Source organism: Nocardia sp. NPDC049526 (assembly GCF_044465765.1).
Taxonomy (GTDB): Bacteria; Actinomycetota; Actinomycetes; order Mycobacteriales; family Mycobacteriaceae; genus Nocardia.
The window spans coordinates 421,053-440,962 of sequence record NZ_JBITMA010000007.1; the positions used below are offsets into that span (position 1 = coordinate 421,053).

Annotated in this window: 20 protein-coding genes and 1 pseudogene; 12 read left to right on the plus strand and 9 right to left on the minus strand. The window is 65.5% G+C overall.

Features of this window, described 5'->3' with window-relative positions:
• The first annotated feature begins 1 nt into the window (after position 1).
• Entirely contained in the window at positions 2-1,123 is a 1,122-nt protein-coding gene (locus ACIBW7_RS23965; protein ID WP_397049754.1) for an acyl-CoA dehydrogenase family protein, read from the plus strand.
• A 51-nt stretch (positions 1,124-1,174) separates the two neighbouring features.
• On the opposite strand, the gene ACIBW7_RS23970 is transcribed toward ACIBW7_RS23965, so the two are convergent.
• Complete coding sequence (locus ACIBW7_RS23970; RefSeq protein ID WP_397049756.1) at positions 1,175-1,645, minus strand: hypothetical protein; 471 nt, start codon at positions 1,643-1,645, stop codon at positions 1,175-1,177.
• A gap of 226 nt (positions 1,646-1,871) precedes the next feature.
• On the opposite strand from ACIBW7_RS23970, the gene ACIBW7_RS23975 reads away from it, so the two are divergent.
• The 3 genes from ACIBW7_RS23975 (at position 1,872) to ACIBW7_RS23985 (ending at position 3,683) form a co-directional block, all read left to right on the plus strand.
• Positions 1,872-2,213 carry a hypothetical protein gene (locus tag ACIBW7_RS23975; protein WP_397049758.1) on the plus strand — a complete coding sequence of 114 codons (342 nt, stop codon included), beginning with the start codon at positions 1,872-1,874 and terminating at the stop codon, positions 2,211-2,213.
• A 65-nt stretch (positions 2,214-2,278) separates the two neighbouring features.
• Positions 2,279-3,112 (plus strand): GNAT family N-acetyltransferase, encoded by an 834-nt coding sequence (locus ACIBW7_RS23980; protein WP_397049760.1) that lies wholly within the window; start codon positions 2,279-2,281, stop codon positions 3,110-3,112.
• A gap of 85 nt (positions 3,113-3,197) precedes the next feature.
• Positions 3,198-3,683, plus strand: coding sequence for a DUF4189 domain-containing protein (locus tag ACIBW7_RS23985; protein WP_397049762.1), 486 nt, complete (start codon positions 3,198-3,200; stop codon positions 3,681-3,683).
• A gap of 71 nt (positions 3,684-3,754) precedes the next feature.
• Here ACIBW7_RS23985 and ACIBW7_RS23990 read toward each other — a convergent pair whose 3' ends face one another.
• From ACIBW7_RS23990 to ACIBW7_RS24010, 5 genes are all read right to left on the minus strand, one after another.
• The gene (locus ACIBW7_RS23990) at positions 3,755-4,663 is read right to left on the minus strand and encodes a hydroxymethylglutaryl-CoA lyase (protein WP_397049764.1); all 909 of its coding nucleotides are present in this window, start codon (positions 4,661-4,663) and stop codon (positions 3,755-3,757) included.
• Complete coding sequence (locus tag ACIBW7_RS23995) at positions 4,663-4,854, minus strand: hypothetical protein (RefSeq protein WP_397049766.1); 192 nt, start codon at positions 4,852-4,854, stop codon at positions 4,663-4,665. Before ACIBW7_RS23995 ends, ACIBW7_RS23990 begins: the two co-directional genes overlap by 1 nt.
• Positions 4,855-4,885: 31 nt before the next feature.
• Complete coding sequence (locus ACIBW7_RS24000) at positions 4,886-6,094, minus strand: CaiB/BaiF CoA transferase family protein (RefSeq protein ID WP_397049768.1); 1,209 nt, start codon at positions 6,092-6,094, stop codon at positions 4,886-4,888.
• A gap of 135 nt (positions 6,095-6,229) precedes the next feature.
• A complete protein-coding gene (locus tag ACIBW7_RS24005; RefSeq protein ID WP_397049770.1) occupies positions 6,230-7,159 on the minus strand; it encodes a TauD/TfdA dioxygenase family protein in 930 nt (309 codons plus the stop codon).
• A gap of 317 nt (positions 7,160-7,476) precedes the next feature.
• Positions 7,477-8,247, minus strand: coding sequence for a deoxyribonuclease IV (locus ACIBW7_RS24010; RefSeq protein ID WP_040695028.1), 771 nt, complete (start codon positions 8,245-8,247; stop codon positions 7,477-7,479).
• A gap of 175 nt (positions 8,248-8,422) precedes the next feature.
• Here ACIBW7_RS24010 and ACIBW7_RS24015 point away from each other — a divergent pair, with 175 nt between their 5' ends.
• The 3 genes from ACIBW7_RS24015 (at position 8,423) to tuf (ending at position 13,063) form a co-directional block, all read left to right on the plus strand.
• Positions 8,423-9,589 carry a protein kinase gene (locus ACIBW7_RS24015; RefSeq protein WP_397049772.1) on the plus strand — a complete coding sequence of 389 codons (1,167 nt, stop codon included), beginning with the start codon at positions 8,423-8,425 and terminating at the stop codon, positions 9,587-9,589.
• A 174-nt stretch (positions 9,590-9,763) separates the two neighbouring features.
• Positions 9,764-11,611 carry a serine/threonine protein kinase gene (locus ACIBW7_RS24020; protein ID WP_397049774.1) on the plus strand — a complete coding sequence of 616 codons (1,848 nt, stop codon included), beginning with the start codon at positions 9,764-9,766 and terminating at the stop codon, positions 11,609-11,611.
• Between the two features lie 276 nt (positions 11,612-11,887).
• Positions 11,888-13,063: an elongation factor Tu gene (gene tuf / locus ACIBW7_RS24025; RefSeq protein ID WP_397049776.1), complete on the plus strand. Its 1,176-nt coding sequence runs from the start codon at positions 11,888-11,890 to the stop codon at positions 13,061-13,063.
• A gap of 264 nt (positions 13,064-13,327) precedes the next feature.
• Here tuf and ACIBW7_RS24030 read toward each other — a convergent pair whose 3' ends face one another.
• On the minus strand, positions 13,328-13,537 hold the full coding sequence (locus ACIBW7_RS24030; RefSeq protein WP_397049778.1) for a hypothetical protein: 210 nt from the start codon (positions 13,535-13,537) through the stop codon (positions 13,328-13,330).
• 114 nt (positions 13,538-13,651) lie between these two features.
• Between ACIBW7_RS24030 and ACIBW7_RS24035 the strand changes: the two genes are divergently transcribed.
• From ACIBW7_RS24035 to ACIBW7_RS24055, 5 genes and pseudogenes are all read left to right on the plus strand, one after another.
• Positions 13,652-14,497 carry an isocitrate lyase/phosphoenolpyruvate mutase family protein gene (locus tag ACIBW7_RS24035; protein WP_397049780.1) on the plus strand — a complete coding sequence of 282 codons (846 nt, stop codon included), beginning with the start codon at positions 13,652-13,654 and terminating at the stop codon, positions 14,495-14,497.
• A 320-nt stretch (positions 14,498-14,817) separates the two neighbouring features.
• Positions 14,818-16,173 (plus strand): cytochrome P450, encoded by a 1,356-nt coding sequence (locus tag ACIBW7_RS24040; protein WP_397049782.1) that lies wholly within the window; start codon positions 14,818-14,820, stop codon positions 16,171-16,173.
• A gap of 79 nt (positions 16,174-16,252) precedes the next feature.
• Positions 16,253-16,834, plus strand: coding sequence for a TerD family protein (locus ACIBW7_RS24045; protein WP_063045919.1), 582 nt, complete (start codon positions 16,253-16,255; stop codon positions 16,832-16,834).
• 134 nt (positions 16,835-16,968) lie between these two features.
• Positions 16,969-17,910: pseudogene (locus ACIBW7_RS24050) on the plus strand (RNA-guided endonuclease InsQ/TnpB family protein); the annotation flags it as partial.
• Positions 17,846-18,166: a zinc ribbon domain-containing protein gene (locus ACIBW7_RS24055; protein WP_397049986.1), complete on the plus strand. Its 321-nt coding sequence runs from the start codon at positions 17,846-17,848 to the stop codon at positions 18,164-18,166. The pseudogene ACIBW7_RS24050 and the gene ACIBW7_RS24055, both read left to right, overlap by 65 nt.
• Positions 18,167-18,199: 33 nt before the next feature.
• Here ACIBW7_RS24055 and ACIBW7_RS24060 read toward each other — a convergent pair whose 3' ends face one another.
• Together ACIBW7_RS24060 and ACIBW7_RS24065 are read right to left on the minus strand one after the other, a co-directional pair.
• Positions 18,200-18,685 (minus strand): glutathione peroxidase, encoded by a 486-nt coding sequence (locus ACIBW7_RS24060; protein ID WP_397049784.1) that lies wholly within the window; start codon positions 18,683-18,685, stop codon positions 18,200-18,202.
• Positions 18,682-19,908, minus strand: coding sequence for a cytochrome P450 (locus ACIBW7_RS24065; RefSeq protein ID WP_397049786.1), 1,227 nt, complete (start codon positions 19,906-19,908; stop codon positions 18,682-18,684). The genes ACIBW7_RS24060 and ACIBW7_RS24065 overlap by 4 nt, the downstream gene beginning before the upstream one ends.
• Between the last annotated feature and the right edge of the window lie 2 nt (positions 19,909-19,910).

The window sequence follows — 19,910 nt, forward strand, 5'->3', positions numbered from 1 at the left end:
CATGGATTTCGAACTCACCGATGAACAGGCCATGCTGCGCGACACGGTTCGCGACCTGCTCGCCCGCAACTACGATCCCGAGACCCGCCTGAAGGTCACCGACACCGAACTCGGCTGGAGCCGCGATGTCTGGAACCAGCTGGCCGAACTCGGCGTGCTCGGCCTGAGCTTCACCGAGGAGGACGGCGGCGTCGGCGCCGGTCCGGTGGAGACCATGGTCGTGCTCGAGGAGATCGGGCGCCGGCTGGCGCCCGAACCGCTGCTGGATGCGGTGCTGGTGCCGGGCGGTCTGGTCGCGCGGGTCGGCAGTGCCGAACAGCGGCAGCGGATTCTGCCCGAGGTGACCGGCGGCACCAAGCTGCTGGCGTTCGCGCATGCCGAGCCCGGTGTGCGCTGGCCGTCCACCGACCTCGCGACCACCGCTGTGCAGCAGGGGGATTCGTGGGTGCTGACAGGTCTCAAGAATCCGGTTCCGCACGGTGACAGCGCCGATGAGCTGGTGGTCAGCGCGGTGCTGCCGACGGGCGGTATCGGGCTGTTCCTGGTGGATGCAGCCGGGGTGCAACGCAAGTCGTACCGGACGCTCGACGGTCAGCGCGGCGCGCAGATCGAATTCGACAAGGTTCCAGGTGAATTGCTCGGTGACAATATCGACGCCGCCGAGGCGGTGCAGATCACGATCGGGCACGCGCAGGCCGCGCTGTGCGCGGAGTCCATCGGTGCGATGGAAGAGGCGCTGCGGCTGACGACGGATTATCTGAAGACGCGCAAGCAGTTCGGCGTCACGCTGTCGAAGTTCCAGACGCTGACCCAGCGGGCGGCGAATATGTACGTCTCGCTGGAACTGGCGCGCAGCATGAGCCTCTACGCGAACGCGTCGCTGGCCGATGGTGCCGACGATCCGGTGGTGGCGTCTCGGGCGCGGCTGCAGGTCGGACGCTCGGCTCGGCATATCGGCCAGGAGGCGATTCAGATGCACGGCGGCATCGGTGTCACCGCGGAATACCCGGTGAGTCACTACGTCGCCCGGCTCACCGCGATCGAGCGCACGCTCGGAGGTGGGCTGGAGCATCTGCGGGTGCTCAGTGCGCAGGTCGGCGATTACGACCTGCCGGAGCTGTAGGGTCCGGTAGTTCCCAACGGCGGCGCGTACGAAGTACGTGCCGCCGTTTCGCTATTCGTCGTCGCTCAGCCCCGGCGAGGTGGCCGTCGGCACGCGGCGTGTCGTCGGCGGCTCTTCGAAGGTCGGGTCGACGGTAGGACGCGGCTGGGTGGCCGGCGGCAGCTCGATCTCGGTGCTGAAGGCGGGCGACGGCGCGGCTGTCGGGGCGGAGGTCTGTGACCCTCGGGTCGTGGATTCCGGCAAGGCCGACGGCGGAACGGTGAAATCGACCGACTTGCGCGGCGGTCCCGGGCGCGCGACCTGCCAGCTCGGCGACGGCGGGATGAACACCTTCGGCGCCGCAGAGGTGCTCGTGCCGTAACGCACGGCGGGGACGGCGTCGTCATTGGCGGATTTGATCGGCGGGGGAGCGACGTAGGTGTCGTGCTTGCCGAGTCCGCAGGCGCCGATGAGAACGAGTCCGAGCGAGACCGCGCCCGCGGCGATCACCGGACCGGCGATCTTGGCCCTGCTGCTCTCCATCGGTGACACTCCTCGTCCGTTCGAGTGGACTCACAATAATCGAGGCCGGTCGACCCGGCCAGACGAGCACACACTGGGCACGCACGCCGCCAGCGCGAATTAAACAGTGGTGATTCAGATATCGAATTGGTCTCTTCGGCGTGTCGCGGACACGTGTCGTGGTCGAACCACGTTCCGGGGCCGTAGCGTGTGTGATCAAAGTTACGCGTGAGACGCCAGTACCTAGATGAGAGACGCGCGGTGTAAATCGGGCGACGGCAATACTCTGATCGGCGTCATCGAGGAGTTGATGATGGGAGCTTACTCGACAACTCCGTTGCGAGCCTCCGCCGCGGCCGACGAATCGGCCGCCCCGGAAGCTTCGCAGCAAGTCGTGTCGAACCCGCCGGTGCGCACGCTGTCCACGATTTTGTCGCGGATAACGGCCTGGCTGATTTTCATCGGCGGCATCGTCGGAGCCGTGCTCGGCATCGCCGGACTGCACGTCGAAATCACCGTCGCCGGACTGATTCTGGCGTGCACAGCTGGTCTGGTGCTGTTGAAGCTACGCGCGGATCGAACCAGCTGAACCATGCCGCGGCGGCGCGGAAAAACGCGAGCGCGCAGGGCTTTCGGGCTCTAGCGTAATTCGGTATGAGGATCGAGATCACCGCCGATGCCGCACGGTTCCGGTCGCTGACCGAGCCGTTTCTGCTGCGTGATCCGTTGCGGCACACGGTGATCACCACCGGGATCGCCAACCACCTGACCGGTATGCAAGTCGATGCCGACTGCTCGCGGTTCCTGTCCGTCCACGACGACGACGCGATGGTGATCGGCGTAGCCATGCGCGCGGCCGGACGCGGCGTGTATCTCGGTGAGCTGCCTGCGGGAAGTGTTGTGCCCGTTGCCGATGCGATGGCCGAGGTCGCTGCGGATGCGGGTGGGGTCGAGGGCGCGACCGACGATGCCACCGAATTCGCCGAGCGCTGGGGCGAGCGGCATGGTGTCGGCTATCGGGAGGCGTACTCGACCCGCCTCTACCGGCTCGCGGACTTGAACTTTCCGACTGTCGCCGGATCAGCCCGCCGCGCAACCGATTCCGATATCGGGTTGTGCGTCGAGTGGGCCGAAGCCATGCGCCGCGAATCCGGTATGCCGCCGCCGAGCCTGACCGCCATCGCCATCCGGAACCGCATCGCGACCGGCCGGTGGTGGCTGTGGGAGCTCGACGGTAGGCCCGTCTCCCTTGCCGCACACCAGGTCCCGGTCTTCGGCTGGTCCCGAATCGGTCCCGTCTACACCCCACCCGTCCACCGCGGCCACGGCTACGCCGGCATCCTCACCGCCCACGTATCCCGCACCCTGCACTGGCAAAACCTGAACGTCTGCCTCTTCGCCGACATCGCCAACCGCACCGCGAACCACATCTACCGAACCATCGGCTTCGAACCCGTCCGCGATTTCACGCACTACCAATTCACCTAGGCCGCAATCGCTCCCTGATCGGCGCACGCCAAACTTTCTGCGTTTCTTCAGATTTCTACAAGATCAGCACGGAACCCTGTTGGCCATGCCTTTCTTCGTTGCACGGTCCACCACGCTGCTCGTTCGAGGCGGCGTCATCGCCGCTGCGGTCGCCACCGCTATCACCGTTCCGCAGGTTTCGGCGTCGGCGGACAGTACGCAGTACGCCGCCCTCGCGCTGTCGACGTCGACCGGTTCCACCGGACGGGCCTGGAACTATCCGTCGCCCGGCGAAGCCCGCGATGCCGCCATCAACTCCTGCAACGAAGCCGCTCCCGCGGTGCAACACCCCGGCACCGGCTCTGCCGGTCCCTACACCACCGGCGGCGACTGCGACTGGAAGGTCTGGATCGAGAGCGGCGAATGCGCCGCGATCGTCCAGTCGACCGAATACGACCCGGAAACCAAATCCGAAGGCACATCCTGGTACACCTCCGGCCGAGGCAGCACCCGCGATGAAGCCGATTACAACGCCATCCAAAAAGGCACCGGCCACCGCTCCCAAATCCTCAACTCCGTCTGCCAGGACTGAGCATGTGGCATAAGCATGGGTGACCTCGCAGGGCCTACAGCTTTTGCGAGGTACGCCTGTTTGTGCGGCGGTCAGGGGGTGTAGGTGACCCATTCGAAGGCGGTGGCTTTGGAGCGGGTGCCTTCGGCGGTGCGGGAGCGGTTGGGTTCGTTCAGGTCGGTGAGTAGGGATTCGGTGAGGGTTACCAGGGTGGCCAGGACCGGTGGGGTGAACCAGGTGGGGCGGGTGGCGAAGAGGATGTCTTCGGTCGAGGTGTTGCCGCTGGCGCCGGGGGCGAAGGGGCAGCCGCCGAGGCCGCCGAGGGAGCCGTCGACCATGGTTGCTCCGGCTTGCAGGGCCGCGAGGGTGTTGGCGACGCCCATGCCCCAGGTGTCGTGACCGTGGAAGACGATGCGGCGGTGCGGGGTTCGGTCGCGCACCGCCGAGATCAGCTCCGATACCTGGGTCGGGTGGGCCTGGCCCAGGGTGTCGGCGACGACTATGTCGGAAGCGCCCTCGGTGCGCGGGTCGTTGGCAATGGCCAGAACTCGCTCTGGATCCACGGGGCCGTCGAAGGGGCAGGTGAAACTGGTGGCGAGGCAGAGCTGGATTTCGCCGCCCGCCTCCCGCGCCAACCGAACGGCATCCGGCATGGCGGCGACACTGTCCTCGGTGCTGCGGCCGATATTGGCCTTGTTGTGTGCGTCCGACGCGGAGAAGCAGTACTGGAAGTTGCGCACGCCCGCGGCGGCGGCCTTCTCCACATGGCGCGGCGTGGCCACCCAGACCCAACAGCGTTGCAACTCTTCGGGACTCAACGCGGCAATGAGATCCATGGTGTTGGCCATCGGCGGCACCAGATCGGGACGTGCCATCGACCCGATCTCCAGTGCGGGCACGCCCACGGCGAGCAGCTGGCGCACGATATCCACCTTGCGCTCGACCGGCAGCACCTTTCCGGTCAACTGCAGCCCATCGCGCAATGTCACATCGCGCAGCATCACTCCTCCTCCCGGGCATCCCGGGGCGGCGGCGCCTGACGCACATGCGGCGGCACGCACATCACCCCACCGCAGGGCTTTTCATTCGTGGCCGGGGTGGGATGCACCGTCGGACGCGCGTGTCCGGGCGCACTCACTTCGCGCGCACTGCGCCCCGGCGGTCGACGCCTGCCGTATACCCGTCGCGTCATACCGCCTCCACTCCATCGATACCGGCGCGCATCACGCCTCCAATCCGGCGATATCGGCATCGCTCATTCCGAGCAGTTCCGACAGCACCTCTCGCGTGTGCTCACCCAGGTCCGGTCCGACATTGCGGATCGGCAGGGACTTTCCACCGATCACCGGCACGATGCCGGGAAAGCCGACCGTCTTCGGTTGCGGCGCACCGACATCCACCGGGAACGGCTGAATCATATTGCGCGCCTTGTATTGCTCGTCGTCGACGATATCGGCGGCGGTGTAGATGGGGCCGCACGGAATGGCCGCCGCCTCCAACAGTTTCAGCGCCTCGTCGCGAGTGTGCCGCACGGTCCATTCGGCAATGGACGCGTCGAGCCGTTCGCGATTGCGCCAGCGTCCGGCATTGTCCTGCAGTTCCGGATCGGCAGCCAGATCGGGACGGCCGATCACCTCCATATAGCGCTGGAAGATGGCGTCTCCATTGCCACCGATAATGATGCTCGCGCCGTCACTGGTCGGGTAGGCATTACTCGGCGCGATGCCCTCCATCCGCCCGCCGACGCGCTCGCGATTGATGCCGTACGCAAGATAGTCGGGCACCAGCGATTCCATCACCGACAGGATCGCCTCGTTCAGCGCCACATCGATGACACGTTCCCCCAGCGGTATCGACTCGTTGGTGCGTTGCCGCTGGAACAGCGCCATCACCGTGCCGAACGCCGCGTAGATCCCCGCGATCGAATCACCGATGGAAACACCGACCCGTACCGGCGGCCGATCCGGATCCCCGACGAGTTCGCGCAGCCCGCCCACCGCCTCGGCGACCGCGGCGAAACCTGGCCGCGCGGCCAGCGGCCCGGTCTGTCCGTAAGCGGAAATCCGGGTGATCACCAGATCCGGATTGACTTCGTTCAGCACCTCCGGACCGAGCCCCCACTTCTCGAGCATGCCCGGCCGGAAATTCTCCAGCAGCACATCGCAGTGCCGGAGCAGATCCAGGACGATGCCCCGACCCGCCTTGGTGCGCAGGTCCAGCGTGATCGACTTCTTGTTCCGGTTGATGGTGCGGTACAGCATCGAGGTATCGCCGCCGTAGAGTCGCCAGTTGCGTAGCTCGTCCCCGGCCTTCGGCCGCTCTACTTTGATCACCTCGGCACCGAAATCGCCGAGGATCCGACCAGCGGTCGGCGCGGCGATGTAATTGCCGAGTTCCAGGACGCGAACCCCGTCCAGCGGGCTGATACTCATGGGCATCAGTCTGTACTATCGTGCCGCCCGGCAACGGCCCGACCTCGTACTTCGGTGAATGCAGGTAAAGCAGCCGCACGGCCCCTCAACTGCCGCAGCACAATCGGCGGTACTGCGGCAGCCATGCGATCGTCGTCACACTTCGAGCGGGGAAACTTCCTCGATGATCGAGTAGTGCTCGGCATTGCCGTGGTGCGAGGTGCTCTCGAGACCGTCGACACCGACCGGAATATCGCCGGCGAGGGTGATCCGGGTCAGCTTGCGCGGCTGGTTGTCGTAGTCGTCGACGGCGTAGTGCTGGGTGGCGCGGTTATCCCAAATGGCGACGTCACCGGGCTGCCAGTTCCAGCGGGTGGTGTTCTCCAGCCGGGTCACCCGGTCCTGGAACAGGCGGAACAGGGCCTGGGACTCGCTGGTGGAGACCCCGACGAAACGCTTGACGAAGTGCCCGACCAGCAGGGCGCGCTCACCGGTCTCCGGGTGCACCCGCACCACCGGATGCTCGGTCTCGTAGTAGTCGGACTGGAACTCGGCGCGGTAGGCGTCGGTATTCGGGTTGCTCCGGTCGGCATCGGTGGCGGCGTAGTCGTAGAGGTTGGTGTGCACGGCCCGCAGACTCTCGGCCAGACGCTTGAGCGGCTCCGGCAGCGAATCGTAGGCGGCGGCGGTGGAGGCCCAGGTGGTGGAGCCGCCGTAGGTCGGCAGGGTGACCGCGCGCAGGATGGAGGCCTTCGGGATCCGGTCGACGAAGGTGACGTCGGTGTGCCAGCTATTGGCCCGGCCGTACTCCGAGTCGATGGCCAAGCTCTTGACGCCGTGCGAGGTGACCGTCGGATGCGGGGTGGTCGGGGTGCCGAGCAGTTGCGCGAACTCGTACTGCCCGTCCTCGGTCAAATGGTCCTGGCCGCGGAAGAAGATGACCTTGTGCTCGAGCAGCGCGCGCCGGATCACCGCGACGGTTGCCGCGTCCACATCGCCGCCGAGCCGGACATTGTCGACCTGGGCGCCGATGCGAGCGCCGATTTTGGTCACGGTGGCGGTTGTCTGGGCGTAGTCGACCGTCATGAGATCACCTTCGCTGGGTTGAATCGGTTGATGCGTCCCTGAGCACATCACCGAAACCCGCACCCCAACCAGGGTTTTCGTCGCCGTGATCCCAACCTACGCCCCGCCGAGCGGAGTCATATGGCGGCGCAGTGCATGTCGCAGAGCCGCCATATGACTGCCCTCGATGGGGGTGGTGATCGGGCTGTTGTCGAGGTGATCAAATGGCGGTTGTCGGTGGCGTTTCGCGCCACCATTCGACGACCCTCGGTGAGCTGTTCGGTCGGGTCTGCTGACGTACCCTCGGCCCCCATGCCTCACCTCGGAAGGCGGGGCGATCAGCCGACGTGCTCCCGGAGGTACGCCAGATCCTCGGCAACCCCCTCGCCGGGCGTTTCCAGAACCACCGGGGCATCCGCCGTCCGGCACACCTCGGCGAGCAACTCCGGATCGATCGTCCCGTCCGCGAAGTTGGCATGACGGTCCGCGCCCGAATTGAATTCGTCGCGGGAGGAGTTCAGGTGCACCAGGTCGATGCGGCCGGTGATGGCCTTGATCCGCTCGACGACACCGACCAGATCCTCACCGCCGGCCCAGGCGTGGCAGGTGTCCAGGCAGAAGCCCGCGCCGAAATCGCCGACCGCGTCCCAGAGCCGGGCAATCGAATCGAAATGCCGGGCCATGGCGTGGTTGCCGCCCGCGGTGTTCTCGATCAGGATCGGCACCGCGAAGCCGCCCTTGTCCTGCTGACGCTCGAACAGCTTGCGCCAGTTATCGATTCCGGTCTCGAGTTCGCCGTCGGAGCGGACATGTCCGCCGTGCACCACCAGACCGAACGCGCCGATATCGGCGGCGGCCTTGGCCTGCTGTGCGACCGCATTGCGTGACGGCATGCGCAGGCGATTGTTCAGGCTTGCCACATTGATCTGATAGGACGAGTGCACCACCACATCGATCGGACTTGCGAGGATCTCCTCGGTCCGCGGATGCGGGGTCGGTTTGTCCCAACTCTGCGGGTCGACGACGAACAGTTGGATGACATCGGCGCCGAGTTTTTCACCGAAGCCGATCGGATCGCTGTCGAGCCGGACGTGTGCTCCAATGCGCATGGGGCCGAGCCTAACGAGTGCCACCGACAACGTCTTCGCCCACCGCAACGAACATGTTGCGTCCGGGCCGTGCGAACAGATACATCGGTAGGATCCAGGTGCTCGACCCGATACGGGGGGTGAATCCACTGTGCTGCGAACTGGCGATGTTTTCGCTGGATACACGATCAAACGTGTGCTCGGCCAGGGTGGTATGGGCACCGTCTACCTGGCCCAGCATCCGCGCCTGCCGCGCCTGACCGCGCTGAAATTGTTGAAGCGCGAACTCTATACAGATGCCGAGATCCGGCGCCGCTTCGAGCGGGAGGCCGATCTGGTCGCTCAGCTCGACCATCCGAATATCGTTACCGTCTACGACCGCGGCGCCGAGGATCAGCAGCTGTGGATCTCGATGCAATTCGTGCCGGGCGCGGATGCGTCCTGCGCGGATGTCAATGTGCTCGCGCCGGGTCGCGCGGTGCAGATCGTCGCCGATACCGCGGCCGCCCTGGATTTCGCACACGGCAACGGCGTGCTGCACCGCGATGTCAAACCGGCCAATATCCTGCTGGCCAAGGCGCCGATCGGGCAGCCGGAACGGGTGCTGCTCACCGACTTCGGCATCGCGGGCATGCGCGATGGCGAGTCCACGCTGAGTTCGGCCGGAACCATTACCGCCACACTGGCATACGCCGCGCCGGAACAACTGACCGGTACGCCGGACTACCTGGCCGACCAGTATTCACTGGCCTGCTCGCTGTTCTGGATGCTGACCGGTGTCGGGCCGTTCCAAGGGGCGAATCCCATGGCCGTCATCAACGGGCATCTGTATGGGGCGATACCGTCGCTGCGCCGGTATCGCCCCGACGTGCCGCCCGCGCTGGACGCGGTGCTGGCGCGGGCCATGGCCAAACGGCCCGCGGACCGGTTCGGCAGCTGTACCGAATTCGCCGTGGCGGCTCGGCGGGCGCTGGTGTCGTCCGCGCCGCACTCGCCTCGAGCGAACGGTCCGTATCGCCCGCCGATGGGCATGGGCCCCGAATCGCGTCCCGGCACCGAACCTCCTCGCGATCCCGGTTCGGCCCGAAACCCGGTGCCGTCTGGAAACGCGGTGCCGTCTGGAAACGCGGTGCCGTCTGGAAACGCGGTGCCCCCCAACACTTCCGAGCGAGTCGGCAGCAGCAGAACCGCCCGGCCGACCGAGCCGACCAGCCGCAGCGCGCCCGAGTCTCCGAGAACGTCCCAGCCGCGCCTGCCGCTGCCGCCACGCCGTTCGCCGCGACCCGGCACCATCGCCCTGCCCGATATCCCACGTCGCCCCGGCAGAACGCCGCCCGGACCAGCGCCGCGCCCTCCGCCATAGCCGCAAACGATCCGATGTCGCATGCGATACCTGTAAGTCGACGATAACCAGGGCTTAAGCGAATCCTGCTAAGGTTTCGATGTTTTCCGTGGTCAGGAGGTCCTGATCGCGCATTCTTATGCTGTACGCCCGTTCATCGGTGGGTCCCGGTGGGCGGCGGGAAGTGGAGCAGACATGCTGGCCAGCGGTGACGTATTCGCCGGTTATGTCATCGATCGGCAATTGGGTCGCGGTGGCATGGGTTCGGTGTACCTGGCAAAACATCCGCGACTGCCGCGGATGACGGCGCTGAAGCTGCTGAATCGGGAGATGTTCTTCGATAAGGAGGTGCGGGCGCGGTTCGAGCGGGAGGCGGATCTGGTCGCCCAGCTCGATCACCCGAATATCGTCACCGTCTACGACCGCGGTCTCGACGACGAGCAGCTGTGGATCTCGATGCAGTACATCGATGGCATCGATGCCGCATCGGTCGATCCCAAGTCGCTGCCGCCGGAGCGCGCGGTCCAGATCATCAAGGAGACCGCCGACGCGCTCGACTACGCGCACGGCATGGGCGTACTGCACCGCGATGTGAAGCCCGCGAATATCCTGCTGGCCCGCTCCGGCGGCGGGCGCGGTGAGCGGGTCTACCTGACCGACTTCGGTATCGCGCGGCTGCGCGACGACACCGGCCATCTCACCCAGACCGGCACCTTCACCGCGACTCTGGCCTACGCCTCGCCCGAACAGCTGACCGGCGCTTCGCTCGATCATCGCTCGGACCAGTATTCGCTTGCCTGCTCGCTGTTCTGGTTGTTCACCGGATCCGGTCCGTTCGCCGCGACCAATCCGGCGGCGGTGATCCAGGGACATCTGCAGGGCACGCCCCCGGCATTGAGCAGCGTCCGTCCCGGACTGCCCTTCCAACTGGACGGGGTGCTGGCGAAGGCCATGGCCAAGCGACCCGATGACCGGTTTGCCTCGTGCTCGGAGTTCGCGCAAGCCGCCAAGCAGGCATTCACCAATCCGAGTATCCCGGCGATGCCGGTGGTCGGCCCGCGTCCGGGTACCGGACCGGCGATTCCGGTGACTGGTGCGCCCCGGCCGGTCACCGGGCAGCCGATGCCCGTGACCGGTACGCCGCATCCGGTGACGAACGGTCCGTACCCGCAGACCGCCGGACCGTATCCGCAGACCAGCGGCCCGTACCCGCAGACGAGCGCACCGCACACCGTGCAGCCGCAGCCGTTGGCGCCGACGACCGTCAATCCCGCTTCGCAGGGCACCCCACGCCCGCAGCCGGTGCAGACCGCACCGACCCAACAGCAACCGCATCCGAGCAATCCCTACAACCAGCAGCCGCTCGGATTCGCGCCCCGGCCGCCGATGAACGGGCCGCGACCGCCCGCACCGCCGCAGCGCAAATCGAATGTCGGGCTGATCGTCGCGCTGTGCGTCGGTCTGGTGATCCTGTTGGTGGTCGTGCTCGCGATCATCGGCGTGGTATCGAACGGTGGTTCGTCGAACTCCGGTGGCGGCAGCACGACGACCTCGTCGAGTTCCTCCAACGGCGGCGGCGGCTCGGTGGACGCGACCGCGGCCGCGATCAGCAAAGAGTTCCCGCGCATGGTGCCCGCCAGCGAATCCGATTCGGTCGGCTACAACGGCGCGAAATGCAACGCCCACAAGACCGGCGACCTGACCCTGCCCACGCCGGGTACGCCGGACTTCGGCGCCTGGGCCGCGCAGTGGGATTGCTACGGCGGCGGTGACAACGACGACCCGTTCTACACGATCTACGTCTACAAGAACGCCTCCGATGTGCAGAAGGCGCTGAGCAACCTGCCTTCCGACGCCACCAAGTCGACCGACACCAACGGCGGCAAGACCTACACCAACTACAAGTTCGTCAACGACGGGCCGAAGATCGTCACCGCGTTCACCGGCGACAGCAAGCGCGCCCAATTCCTCATGTACGCCGACGGTTTGGCGGGCGCTCAGGACAAGGTCCTGCGCTGGTGGCGCTCGGCCCCGCTGAACTGACCCTCGAACCGGGCGCGAAAAATGGCTCGCGCCCGGTTCCGCTCGGTCCGTACAGTTCTGCGCATGTTCGGCTACACCATCGCTCTGGAGTCCGCGGTCGCGGACGCGATGGCGGCTGCCCTGGCAGCGTCCGCAGCAGTGGCTGCGGCGCACTTCGACGGCGCCCGAAGCTGACCTTCCCCGGGATGTCCCGGGACCTCTGACGGGGAAGGTGGCCCGTCGCAGAGAGGTCCCACGGCGAGATCGCCGGAAATCATTTCCTACTCAGGGAAAGTCATGTCCAAGAAGACGTATGTGCGGACCAAGCCGCATCTCAATATCGGCACCATGGGCCATGTCGATCACGGCAAGACCACGTTGACCGCTGCCATCACCAAGGTGCTCGCCGAGCGCGGTGGCGGTAGCTTCGTGCCGTTCGAGCGGATCGACCGGGCGCCGGAGGAGGCGTTGCGCGGGATAACCATCAATATCGCGCACGTCGAATACGAAACCACCACACGGCATTACGCGCACATCGATATGCCGGGACACGCCGACTTCGTGAAGAACATGATCACCGGCGCGTCCCAGCTCGACGGGGCGATCCTGGTGGTCTCGGCGCAGGACGGCGTCATGCCGCAGACGGCCGAGCATGTGCTGCTCGCGCGTCAGGTCGGGGTGGAGCACATCGTGGTCGCGCTCAACAAGGCCGACGCGGGTGATCCGGAACTGCTCGATCTGATCGAGCTCGAGGTGCGTGAGCTGCTCAGCGCACAGGGCTACCCGGGTGCCGAATTGCCGGTCGTGCGGGTTTCGGGTTTGCGTGCGCTGGAAGGGGATTCGCGGTGGACCGCCGCGCTCCTCGACCTGCTGGACGCCGTGGACAACCATGTGCCCACACCTGTGCGCTACACCGACGCGCCGTTCCTGCTGCCGGTGGAGAACGTCCTGACCATTACCGGTCGTGGCACCGTCATTACCGGTGCGGTGGAGCGCGGCCGGATTCGGCTCGGCGATCGGGTGCAGCTCTACGGCGGGGAGGAGCTGACCTCCGTTGTCACCGGGGTGGAAACCTTCGGCCGGACAATGGAGTTCGCGGAAGCGGGCGACAATGTCGCATTGCTGCTGCGCGGCGTGCAACGCGGTCAGGTGCGTCGGGGTCAGGTCGCGGCGGAACCGGGCAGCATCGCGGTACACACCCGGTTCACCGCGCGCGTGTACCTGCTGGGTACGGCGGAGGGCGGTCGGCGCACACCGATCGCCACCGGCTACCGGCCACAGTTCTACGTGCGCACCGGTGACGTGGTCGGCAACGTGACCCTGCCCGCCACCACAGCGGTCGCCCGCCCCGGCGAAACCATCGACCTGACAGTCGAATTGGGCCGCCCGGTCCCGCTGGAGCCCGGCCTCGGCTTCGCCATCCGCGAGGGCGGACGGACTGTCGGTGCGGGCACCGTCCTGACCGTCGGCTAGTTCCCACCGGGTTGGGCATACATCGTCTATGCCCAACCCGGCGGCCGGAAGCTGCCGCATGTCGGCACGATCGCAGCAGCACTACCCATTGCGATGCGGTCAATTCTCGTGCGGTGCTGCGCCGTTGGGTTCAGGTGGTCACGTGGTGATGGAACCGCTGCGAAGTCGCCGGCGAGATGCGGAGCGCTGGCGATGCGGGCGCGTCGAATTGGGTCCGCTGGGTAGGGACGCGCCACGGACCGTTGTCTCGGCGTGTTCCGAATCTCAGCCGCCGGCGCAGCCGCCCGCGATCGAGTTGTCGGTGTGGTCATACGGGTTGCGCTCCCGCGGCCGATTGCGTTCGTCAGCGCGACGAATCCGCTGGAGGTCGCGAACCACGGCCGTGCGGCGAGCGTCGGTTTCATCGGCCGCGGACCAGGACGCCGCATCCCGCCGTCGCCGGAGGGGCAGCTCGAGAATTCGCTGAATAACCATGGCTACCAACCCCCTTTTGTGTTATGTGATGGTATCGAAGGGGGCTGACAAGTTCGGCTGCCTCGATGGCCTTCGCAGTGGACGAATGAACACGGGAAGAGGGAGGAAGACGAAGTGGACAGTGATCGGCGACTACGCGCGCAACGGTTCGTCGGACTGCACCGGGAAGGCTGCTTTCTGCTCCCGAATGCATGGGATGCGGGCAGTGCTCGGATCTTGGAATCGGTCGGGTTTCCCGCTGTCGCCACCACCAGCGCCGGTGTCGCGTTCTCCCTCGGACGTCCGGATCACGACTTCTTCGCTGAGCACGAGGACGGGCGGGTCGATCGCGAGACCATGCTGGGCCGGGTTCGCGAGATCGTCGACGCGGTTGGGGTGCCGGTCAGTGCCGATCTCGAAGAGGGATACGGCGAGAAACCCGAGACGGTAGCGACCACGATCTCGTCGGCGCTCGACGCCGGTGCCGCGGGCGGCAATATCGAAGACTTCACCGGCGACAGCACCCGACCGCTCTACGACCTGGAGTTGTGCGCGGACCGAATTCGCGCGGCCCGCGCCGCCATTGACGCCAGCGGCGAGCCATTCGTTCTGGTCGGCCGCACCGACGGACTTCTGGTCGATATCTCGCTCGAAGAATGCATCCGACGGGCGAACGCCTATCTGGCAGCAGGCGCGGACTGTGCATTTGTTCCGGGTGCCGGCGACGCAACCACCATCGGCACACTGGTGCGCGAACTCGACGGCCCGCTCAACGTGGTCATGGGTTTGACCGGCAACGCACTGTCCCTCGATGACCTGCGCGAGCTCGGCGTACGCCGAGTCACTGTCGGCGGCAGCATCTTCCGCGCCATGTACCGCCAATTGCTCGATACCGCACACGAATTGGCCGATCGAGGCACCTTCACATACGCCGCCGAGCAACTCACCCAGAACGATCTCAACAACCTCTTCCGCCGCTGATCCGGCCTCCAGGCGGCGGCGCTCGAGCTGGTTCACCCAGCTCCCGCGCATCGCGTGGCAAGGATTGTGCCGAGGTCGCGTTCCTCGAAGGGAACTGGCTAGGGACACCGCGGGCGTGGATTGCGGCGAGTTCGATCGCCGGTAGGACCGACGAACAAGAGGCCCGGCACTGCGAGTGCCGGGTCTTTCTGTCGCGGCAGCACGCTTTCCCAGGCGCAGGGCGAAGTCGGGCGCTGAGCCTTGCCTGCCCCACGTCGGTCGTAGTACTGTCCAGACACGTGTCCATCATGTGTGTGGACAGATATCCCAGGAGGATTTTCATGACCCTGGTCAAGCCGCTGCGGGTTTCCGGAGGCGATCACGAGCATGGGCATCTCGAGGAATTCCGCGTCGACCCACTTGCTTTGATGCAACGGGTGCGGGCGGAATGCGGGGATGTCGGGGCGTTCGATCTCGCCGGGCGGCATGTGATTCTGCTGTCCGGCGCCGAGGCCAATGAGTTCTTCTTCCGGTCCGGCGACGAGGATCTCGATCAGGCCGCCGCGTATCCGTTCATGAAGCCGATTTTCGGCGAGGGCGTGGTGTTCGATGCCAGCCCGGAGCGGCGCAAGGAGATGCTGCACAACCAGGCGTTGCGCGCGGAGCAAATGCGCGGGCATGCGGCGACCATCGGGCGCGAGGTCGAGCGCATGCTGGCGAACTGGGGCGACGAGGGCCAGATCGACCTGCTCGACTTCTTCGCCGAGCTGACCATCTACACCTCATCGGCCTGCCTGATCGGTAAGCGCTTCCGCGATGAGCTCGACGAGCGCTTCGCACACCTCTACCACGATTTGGAGCGCGGTACCGACGCACTGGCCTATGTGGATCCCTACGCGCCGATCGAAAGCTTCCAGCGCCGCGACGCCGCCCGCGTCGAACTGGTCGAATTGGTGCAGGGCATCATGGACGGCCGCGCCGCGAATCCACCCGCGAACAAGGAAGATCAGGACATGCTCGACATCCTGATCTCGATCAAGGACGAGCAGGGTCGGCCGCGATTCAGTGCGAGCGAAATCACCGGGATGTTCATCTCGATGATGTTCGCGGGACATCACACCACTTCGGGTACCGCGGCGTGGTCGGTCATCGAATTGCTCAGGCATCCGGCGGAATTGCGTCGCGTCGTCGATGAACTCGACGAGCTGTACGCCGACGGTTCCGATATCAGTTTCGGTGCGCTGCGCCAGATTCCGAATCTGGAGGCGGTGGTCAAGGAGACCCTGCGGCTGCATCCGCCGCTGATCATTCTGATGCGGGTGGCGCAGGGCGAATTCGAGGTGTGCGGACATCGCATCGCACCGGGCGATCTCGTCGCGGCGACTCCGGCCATCTCCAACCGGATTCCGGAGGACTTCCCGAATCCGGATTCGTTCGACCCGAATCGCTATATCGATCCGAATCAGGCGGATATCGTCAACCGCTGGACCTGGATCCCCTTCGGGGCGGGCAGGCATCGCTGTGTCGGTGCGGCCTTCGCGCTCATGCAGCTCAAGGCGATTTTCTCGATACTGCTGCGGGACTGGGAATTCGAGATGGCACAACCATCCGACAGCTACCGCAACGACCACAGCAAGATGGTGGTGCAGTTGCAACAGCCTTGCGCGGTGCGCTACCGCAGGCGGCGAAAGGTGTAGGCAAACGCCCAGTTACGAGGGCGTGAGCAGGAAGATTCTGGGCCCATGGACTTTGCGAATTCGCTTGTAGGGTGAAGACATGATCACGCTCAAAAAGGAAGATGGCGCCGCTGATCTCAACGGCATCACCAAGCTGACGGTCGGGGTTAGCTGGGACCCGTCGGGAGGTACCAGCGGCGGCGCGGTCGGATTATTGCGCCGCAAGCGCGGTGTGGACCTGGATCTGATCGCCATCCTCATGCAAGGCGCCGAGCCGGTGCGTTTCGCCGGACTCGACTCCCTCGACCCGCTCGGCAACGGTTCGGTCCAGCACACCGGCGACGAACAGACCGGCGCGGCCTCCGGCGACGACGAATCGGTGCACGTCACCTTCGCGAATGTGCCCGAGGCCATCGACGCGATCATTTTCGTGGCCGCGGCATTCAAGAAGGGCTCATCGTTCGAGAAGGCCAACAACATCAGTTTCAAGGTCTACGACGCGACCGGCGGCAGCGCCCAGCAGGTGGCCGATATCTGGCCGTCGCTGCTCGGCACGGATAACGCCAATGCCGTGGCCAAGGCGTTCCGCAACGGCGGAAGCTGGCAGCTCGAGGTTCTCAATCGCAAGGGCAAGATCAAGCAGGGCGATAAGCAGGCCCTGCTGCGCTTCGCGATGGCGTGAGCAGGCAGCGCGAGCCGGAGTTCAGGCGAGTTCCGGCTCGCATCGCGACCAGAATGTGGTGTACTGCTCCGCCCACACGCCTTTCAACGACTTGACCAGTTTCGACATCGCAAACCAGCTGTACCGTGGCAGATGTGCAGTTGCGGTACACCTTTCGCGTCTACCCGACACCTGGCCAGCGGCAAGCGCTGTCGCGGGCGTTCGGGTGCGCGCGTGTGGTGTTCAACGATGCGTTACGTGCGCGGCAGAACGCGCGAGCCGCCGGAGAGCTGTATGTGAGTGATGCCGCACTGTCGCGGACCCTGACTGCTATGAAGAAGACTTCGGAGCGGGCGTGGTTGGGTGAGGTGTCGGCGGTGGTGTTGCAACAAGCTCTGGCGGATCTGAACGCCGCCTACCGCAACTTCTTCGCCTCAGTCAGCGGGAAACGCAAGGGCCGCAAGGTTTCCCCGCCCCGATACAGGTCTCGCAAGGATCATCGGCAGGCGATCCGGTTCACCGCCAACGCCCGCTTCGCGGTCACCGATGGCGGGAGGCTGCGGTTGCCGAAGATCGGTGATGTCGCGGTGCGGTGGTCGCGGAAACTGCCCTCGGTGCCGTCGTCGGTCACGATCGTCCCTGATGCTGCTGGGCGTTATTTCGCGTCGTTTGTCGTGCGGGCCGACAGCGAGCCGTTGCCGGTGGCGGAGGGCGAGGTCGGTATCGACTTGGGCCTGACCACATTTGCTGTGATGTCCGACGGGAAGGTGATCGAGTCCCCGAAGTTCTTCCACCGTGCCGAACGCAGACTCCGCAAGGCCCAACAGGCGCTGTCGCGGAAGCAGAAAGGCAGCCGCAACAGGGCGAAGGCACGTCTGCGGGTAGCGAAGGCGCACGCGAAAGTCGCTGATACACGCCGGGATTGGGCGCACAAACACTCCACGACGATCATCCGCGAAAACCAAGCGGTGTACGTCGAGGACTTGTGTATCCAGGGTTTGGCGCGTACCCGGTTGGCGAAGTCGGTGCACGATGCCGGGTGGGGCATGTTCACTCGGCGGTTGGAGGAGAAAGCCGGCCGTTACGACCGGTACTTCGCCCGGGTGGGTCGGTTCTTCCCGTCGTCGCAGCTATGTTCGGTGCGGGGTGATCGACGGGCCGAAGCCGCTGTCGGTGCGAACGTGGACATGCCGGTGCGGTGCGGTCCACGACCGGGACCGCAACGCCGCCGACAACATTCTCGCCGCCGGGCAGGCGGAGAGACGAAACGCCTGTGGAGTGCGGGTAAGACCGGAACCCGTTCCGGCACCGTGCGATGAAGCAGGAACCCACCGACAGACCGCTACGGTCTAGCAGGAATCGCCTTCGTACACGAATGCGAGGATGTCAAAGAACCGATTCGACGGCGGATACGACGACCGCATCATCGGGTGTGGTGCGCGGCCGGAACCGGCCCACCACCGCACCCTCGCGATCGATCAGGAATTTCTCGAAGTTCCATTGGATATCACCGGCCGTGCCCTCGGCATCCGAGGTCTCCACCAGCGCCTGGTAGAGCGGATGCCGCTGGTCGCCGTTGACATCGGTCTTCTCCAGCAGCGGAAAATCGACGCCATAGGTGGTCGAGCAGAATTCCGCGATCTCCTCGGCGGTACCCGGCTCCTGGCCCATGAACTGGTTACACGGCACGCCGACCACGCTGAAACCACGGTCGCCATAGGTTTTCTGAAGTTCGACGAGTCCGGTGTACTGCGGCGTCAGCCCACACTTGGAGGCCACATTGACCAGCAGTACCGCCTTATCTCCGACCAATTCGCCCAGTGTTGCCGGGTCGCCGGAGAGGGTACGTAGGGGAATGTTGCGGATATTCATTCGTATCGCACCTGCCAGTTCTTGATTCCGTTGATCCACCCCGATCGCAACCGTACCGGATCGGCGACCTGGCTGATCTGGGGCATGACGTCGGCGATCGCATTGAACATCAGGTCGATCTCCAGTCGCGCCAAATTCGCCCCGACGCAATAATGCGCACCGGTGCCGCCGAATGCGACGTGCGGATTGGGATCGCGCAGTACATCGAAGGTGAACGGATTTTCGAAGGCGTCCTCGTCGAAGTTGGCCGAACTGTAGAAGATTCCCAGCCGCTGACCCTGCTCGATCTGCTGCCCGCCGAGTTCGGTGTCCTGGGCCGCGGTGCGCTGGAAGGCATTCACCGGGGTCGCCCACCGGACGATCTCGTCGGGTGCGGTGCGCGGTCGCTGCTCTCGATACAGCTCCCACTGGTCCGGATGGTCCACGAAGGCCTTCATGCCGTGCGTGATGGCATTGCGGGTGGTCTCATTGCCCGCGATGGCGAGCAGGATGACGAAGAATCCGAATTCGTCCGAACCGAGCGCCTCGCCGTCGACATCGGCGTGCACCAATTGACTGACGATGTCGTCGACCGGACAGGCGCGCCGCTGTTCAGCCATATTCCAGGCGTAGCCGAGGATTTCGGTGAAGGCGGCGGTCGCGTCGCCGTACTCCGGATCGTCGTAGTTCAGCGTCTGGTTGGACCATTCGAACAGCTTGTGGCGGTCGTCGTTCGGCACGCCGAGCAGTTCCGCGATGGCCTGCAGCGGCAGTTCGCAGGCCACCTGCTGAACGAAATCGCCGCCGCCGGTCCGCTTGGCCTCGTGCACGATTCGCGCCGCGCGTTCGGTGAGTGCGGCGCGTAGGCCTTCCACCGCACGCGGGGTGAATCCCTTGGAGACGATCCGGCGGGTCTTGGCATGCTTCGGCGCATCCATATTGATCAGCATTGCACCGGTGAGTTCGATCTGTTCCGGCGTGACATCGTCGGGCAGCCGGATGATCGCGCCCTTCTGCGCGGAGGAATAGATCTCCGGGCTGCGCGAAATTTCCTTCACGTCTTCGTATTTGCTGACCACCCAGTACCCGCCGTCGCGGAAGCCGCCCGAGGTCGCATCCGGCTGCGCGCACCACCACACCGGTGCGGTGCGGCGCAGGGTCGCGAATTCCTCGACCGGCATGCGGTTTTCCCACAGCCCGGGATCGGTGAAATCGAAGCCTGCGGGGAACACGGGCGCTGCCATAG

Excerpts from the sequence above, each read along its gene's own strand:
- ACIBW7_RS23995 (WP_397049766.1), bottom strand. The coding sequence starts at position 4,854 with ATGACGCGACGGGTATACGGCAGGCGTCGACCGCCGGGGCGCAGTGCG.
- ACIBW7_RS23970 (WP_397049756.1), bottom strand. The coding sequence starts at position 1,645 with ATGGAGAGCAGCAGGGCCAAGATCGCCGGTCCGGTGATCGCCGCGGGC.
- ACIBW7_RS23975 (WP_397049758.1), top strand. The coding sequence starts at position 1,872 with ATGAGAGACGCGCGGTGTAAATCGGGCGACGGCAATACTCTGATCGGC.
- ACIBW7_RS24055 (WP_397049986.1), top strand. The coding sequence starts at position 17,846 with ATGCCGGGTGGGGCATGTTCACTCGGCGGTTGGAGGAGAAAGCCGGCC.
- ACIBW7_RS24010 (WP_040695028.1), bottom strand. The coding sequence starts at position 8,247 with ATGCGCATTGGAGCACACGTCCGGCTCGACAGCGATCCGATCGGCTTC.
- tuf (WP_397049776.1), top strand. The coding sequence starts at position 11,888 with ATGTCCAAGAAGACGTATGTGCGGACCAAGCCGCATCTCAATATCGGC.
- ACIBW7_RS23980 (WP_397049760.1), top strand. The coding sequence starts at position 2,279 with ATGAGGATCGAGATCACCGCCGATGCCGCACGGTTCCGGTCGCTGACC.
- ACIBW7_RS24020 (WP_397049774.1), top strand. The coding sequence starts at position 9,764 with ATGCTGGCCAGCGGTGACGTATTCGCCGGTTATGTCATCGATCGGCAA.
- ACIBW7_RS23985 (WP_397049762.1), top strand. The coding sequence starts at position 3,198 with ATGCCTTTCTTCGTTGCACGGTCCACCACGCTGCTCGTTCGAGGCGGC.
- ACIBW7_RS24000 (WP_397049768.1), bottom strand. The coding sequence starts at position 6,094 with ATGAGTATCAGCCCGCTGGACGGGGTTCGCGTCCTGGAACTCGGCAAT.
- ACIBW7_RS24060 (WP_397049784.1), bottom strand. The coding sequence starts at position 18,685 with ATGAATATCCGCAACATTCCCCTACGTACCCTCTCCGGCGACCCGGCA.
- ACIBW7_RS23965 (WP_397049754.1), top strand. The coding sequence starts at position 2 with ATGGATTTCGAACTCACCGATGAACAGGCCATGCTGCGCGACACGGTT.
- ACIBW7_RS24065 (WP_397049786.1), bottom strand. The coding sequence starts at position 19,908 with ATGGCAGCGCCCGTGTTCCCCGCAGGCTTCGATTTCACCGATCCCGGG.
- ACIBW7_RS24030 (WP_397049778.1), bottom strand. The coding sequence starts at position 13,537 with ATGGTTATTCAGCGAATTCTCGAGCTGCCCCTCCGGCGACGGCGGGAT.
- ACIBW7_RS24040 (WP_397049782.1), top strand. The coding sequence starts at position 14,818 with ATGACCCTGGTCAAGCCGCTGCGGGTTTCCGGAGGCGATCACGAGCAT.
- ACIBW7_RS24005 (WP_397049770.1), bottom strand. The coding sequence starts at position 7,159 with ATGACGGTCGACTACGCCCAGACAACCGCCACCGTGACCAAAATCGGC.
- ACIBW7_RS23990 (WP_397049764.1), bottom strand. The coding sequence starts at position 4,663 with ATGCTGCGCGATGTGACATTGCGCGATGGGCTGCAGTTGACCGGAAAG.
- ACIBW7_RS24045 (WP_063045919.1), top strand. The coding sequence starts at position 16,253 with ATGATCACGCTCAAAAAGGAAGATGGCGCCGCTGATCTCAACGGCATC.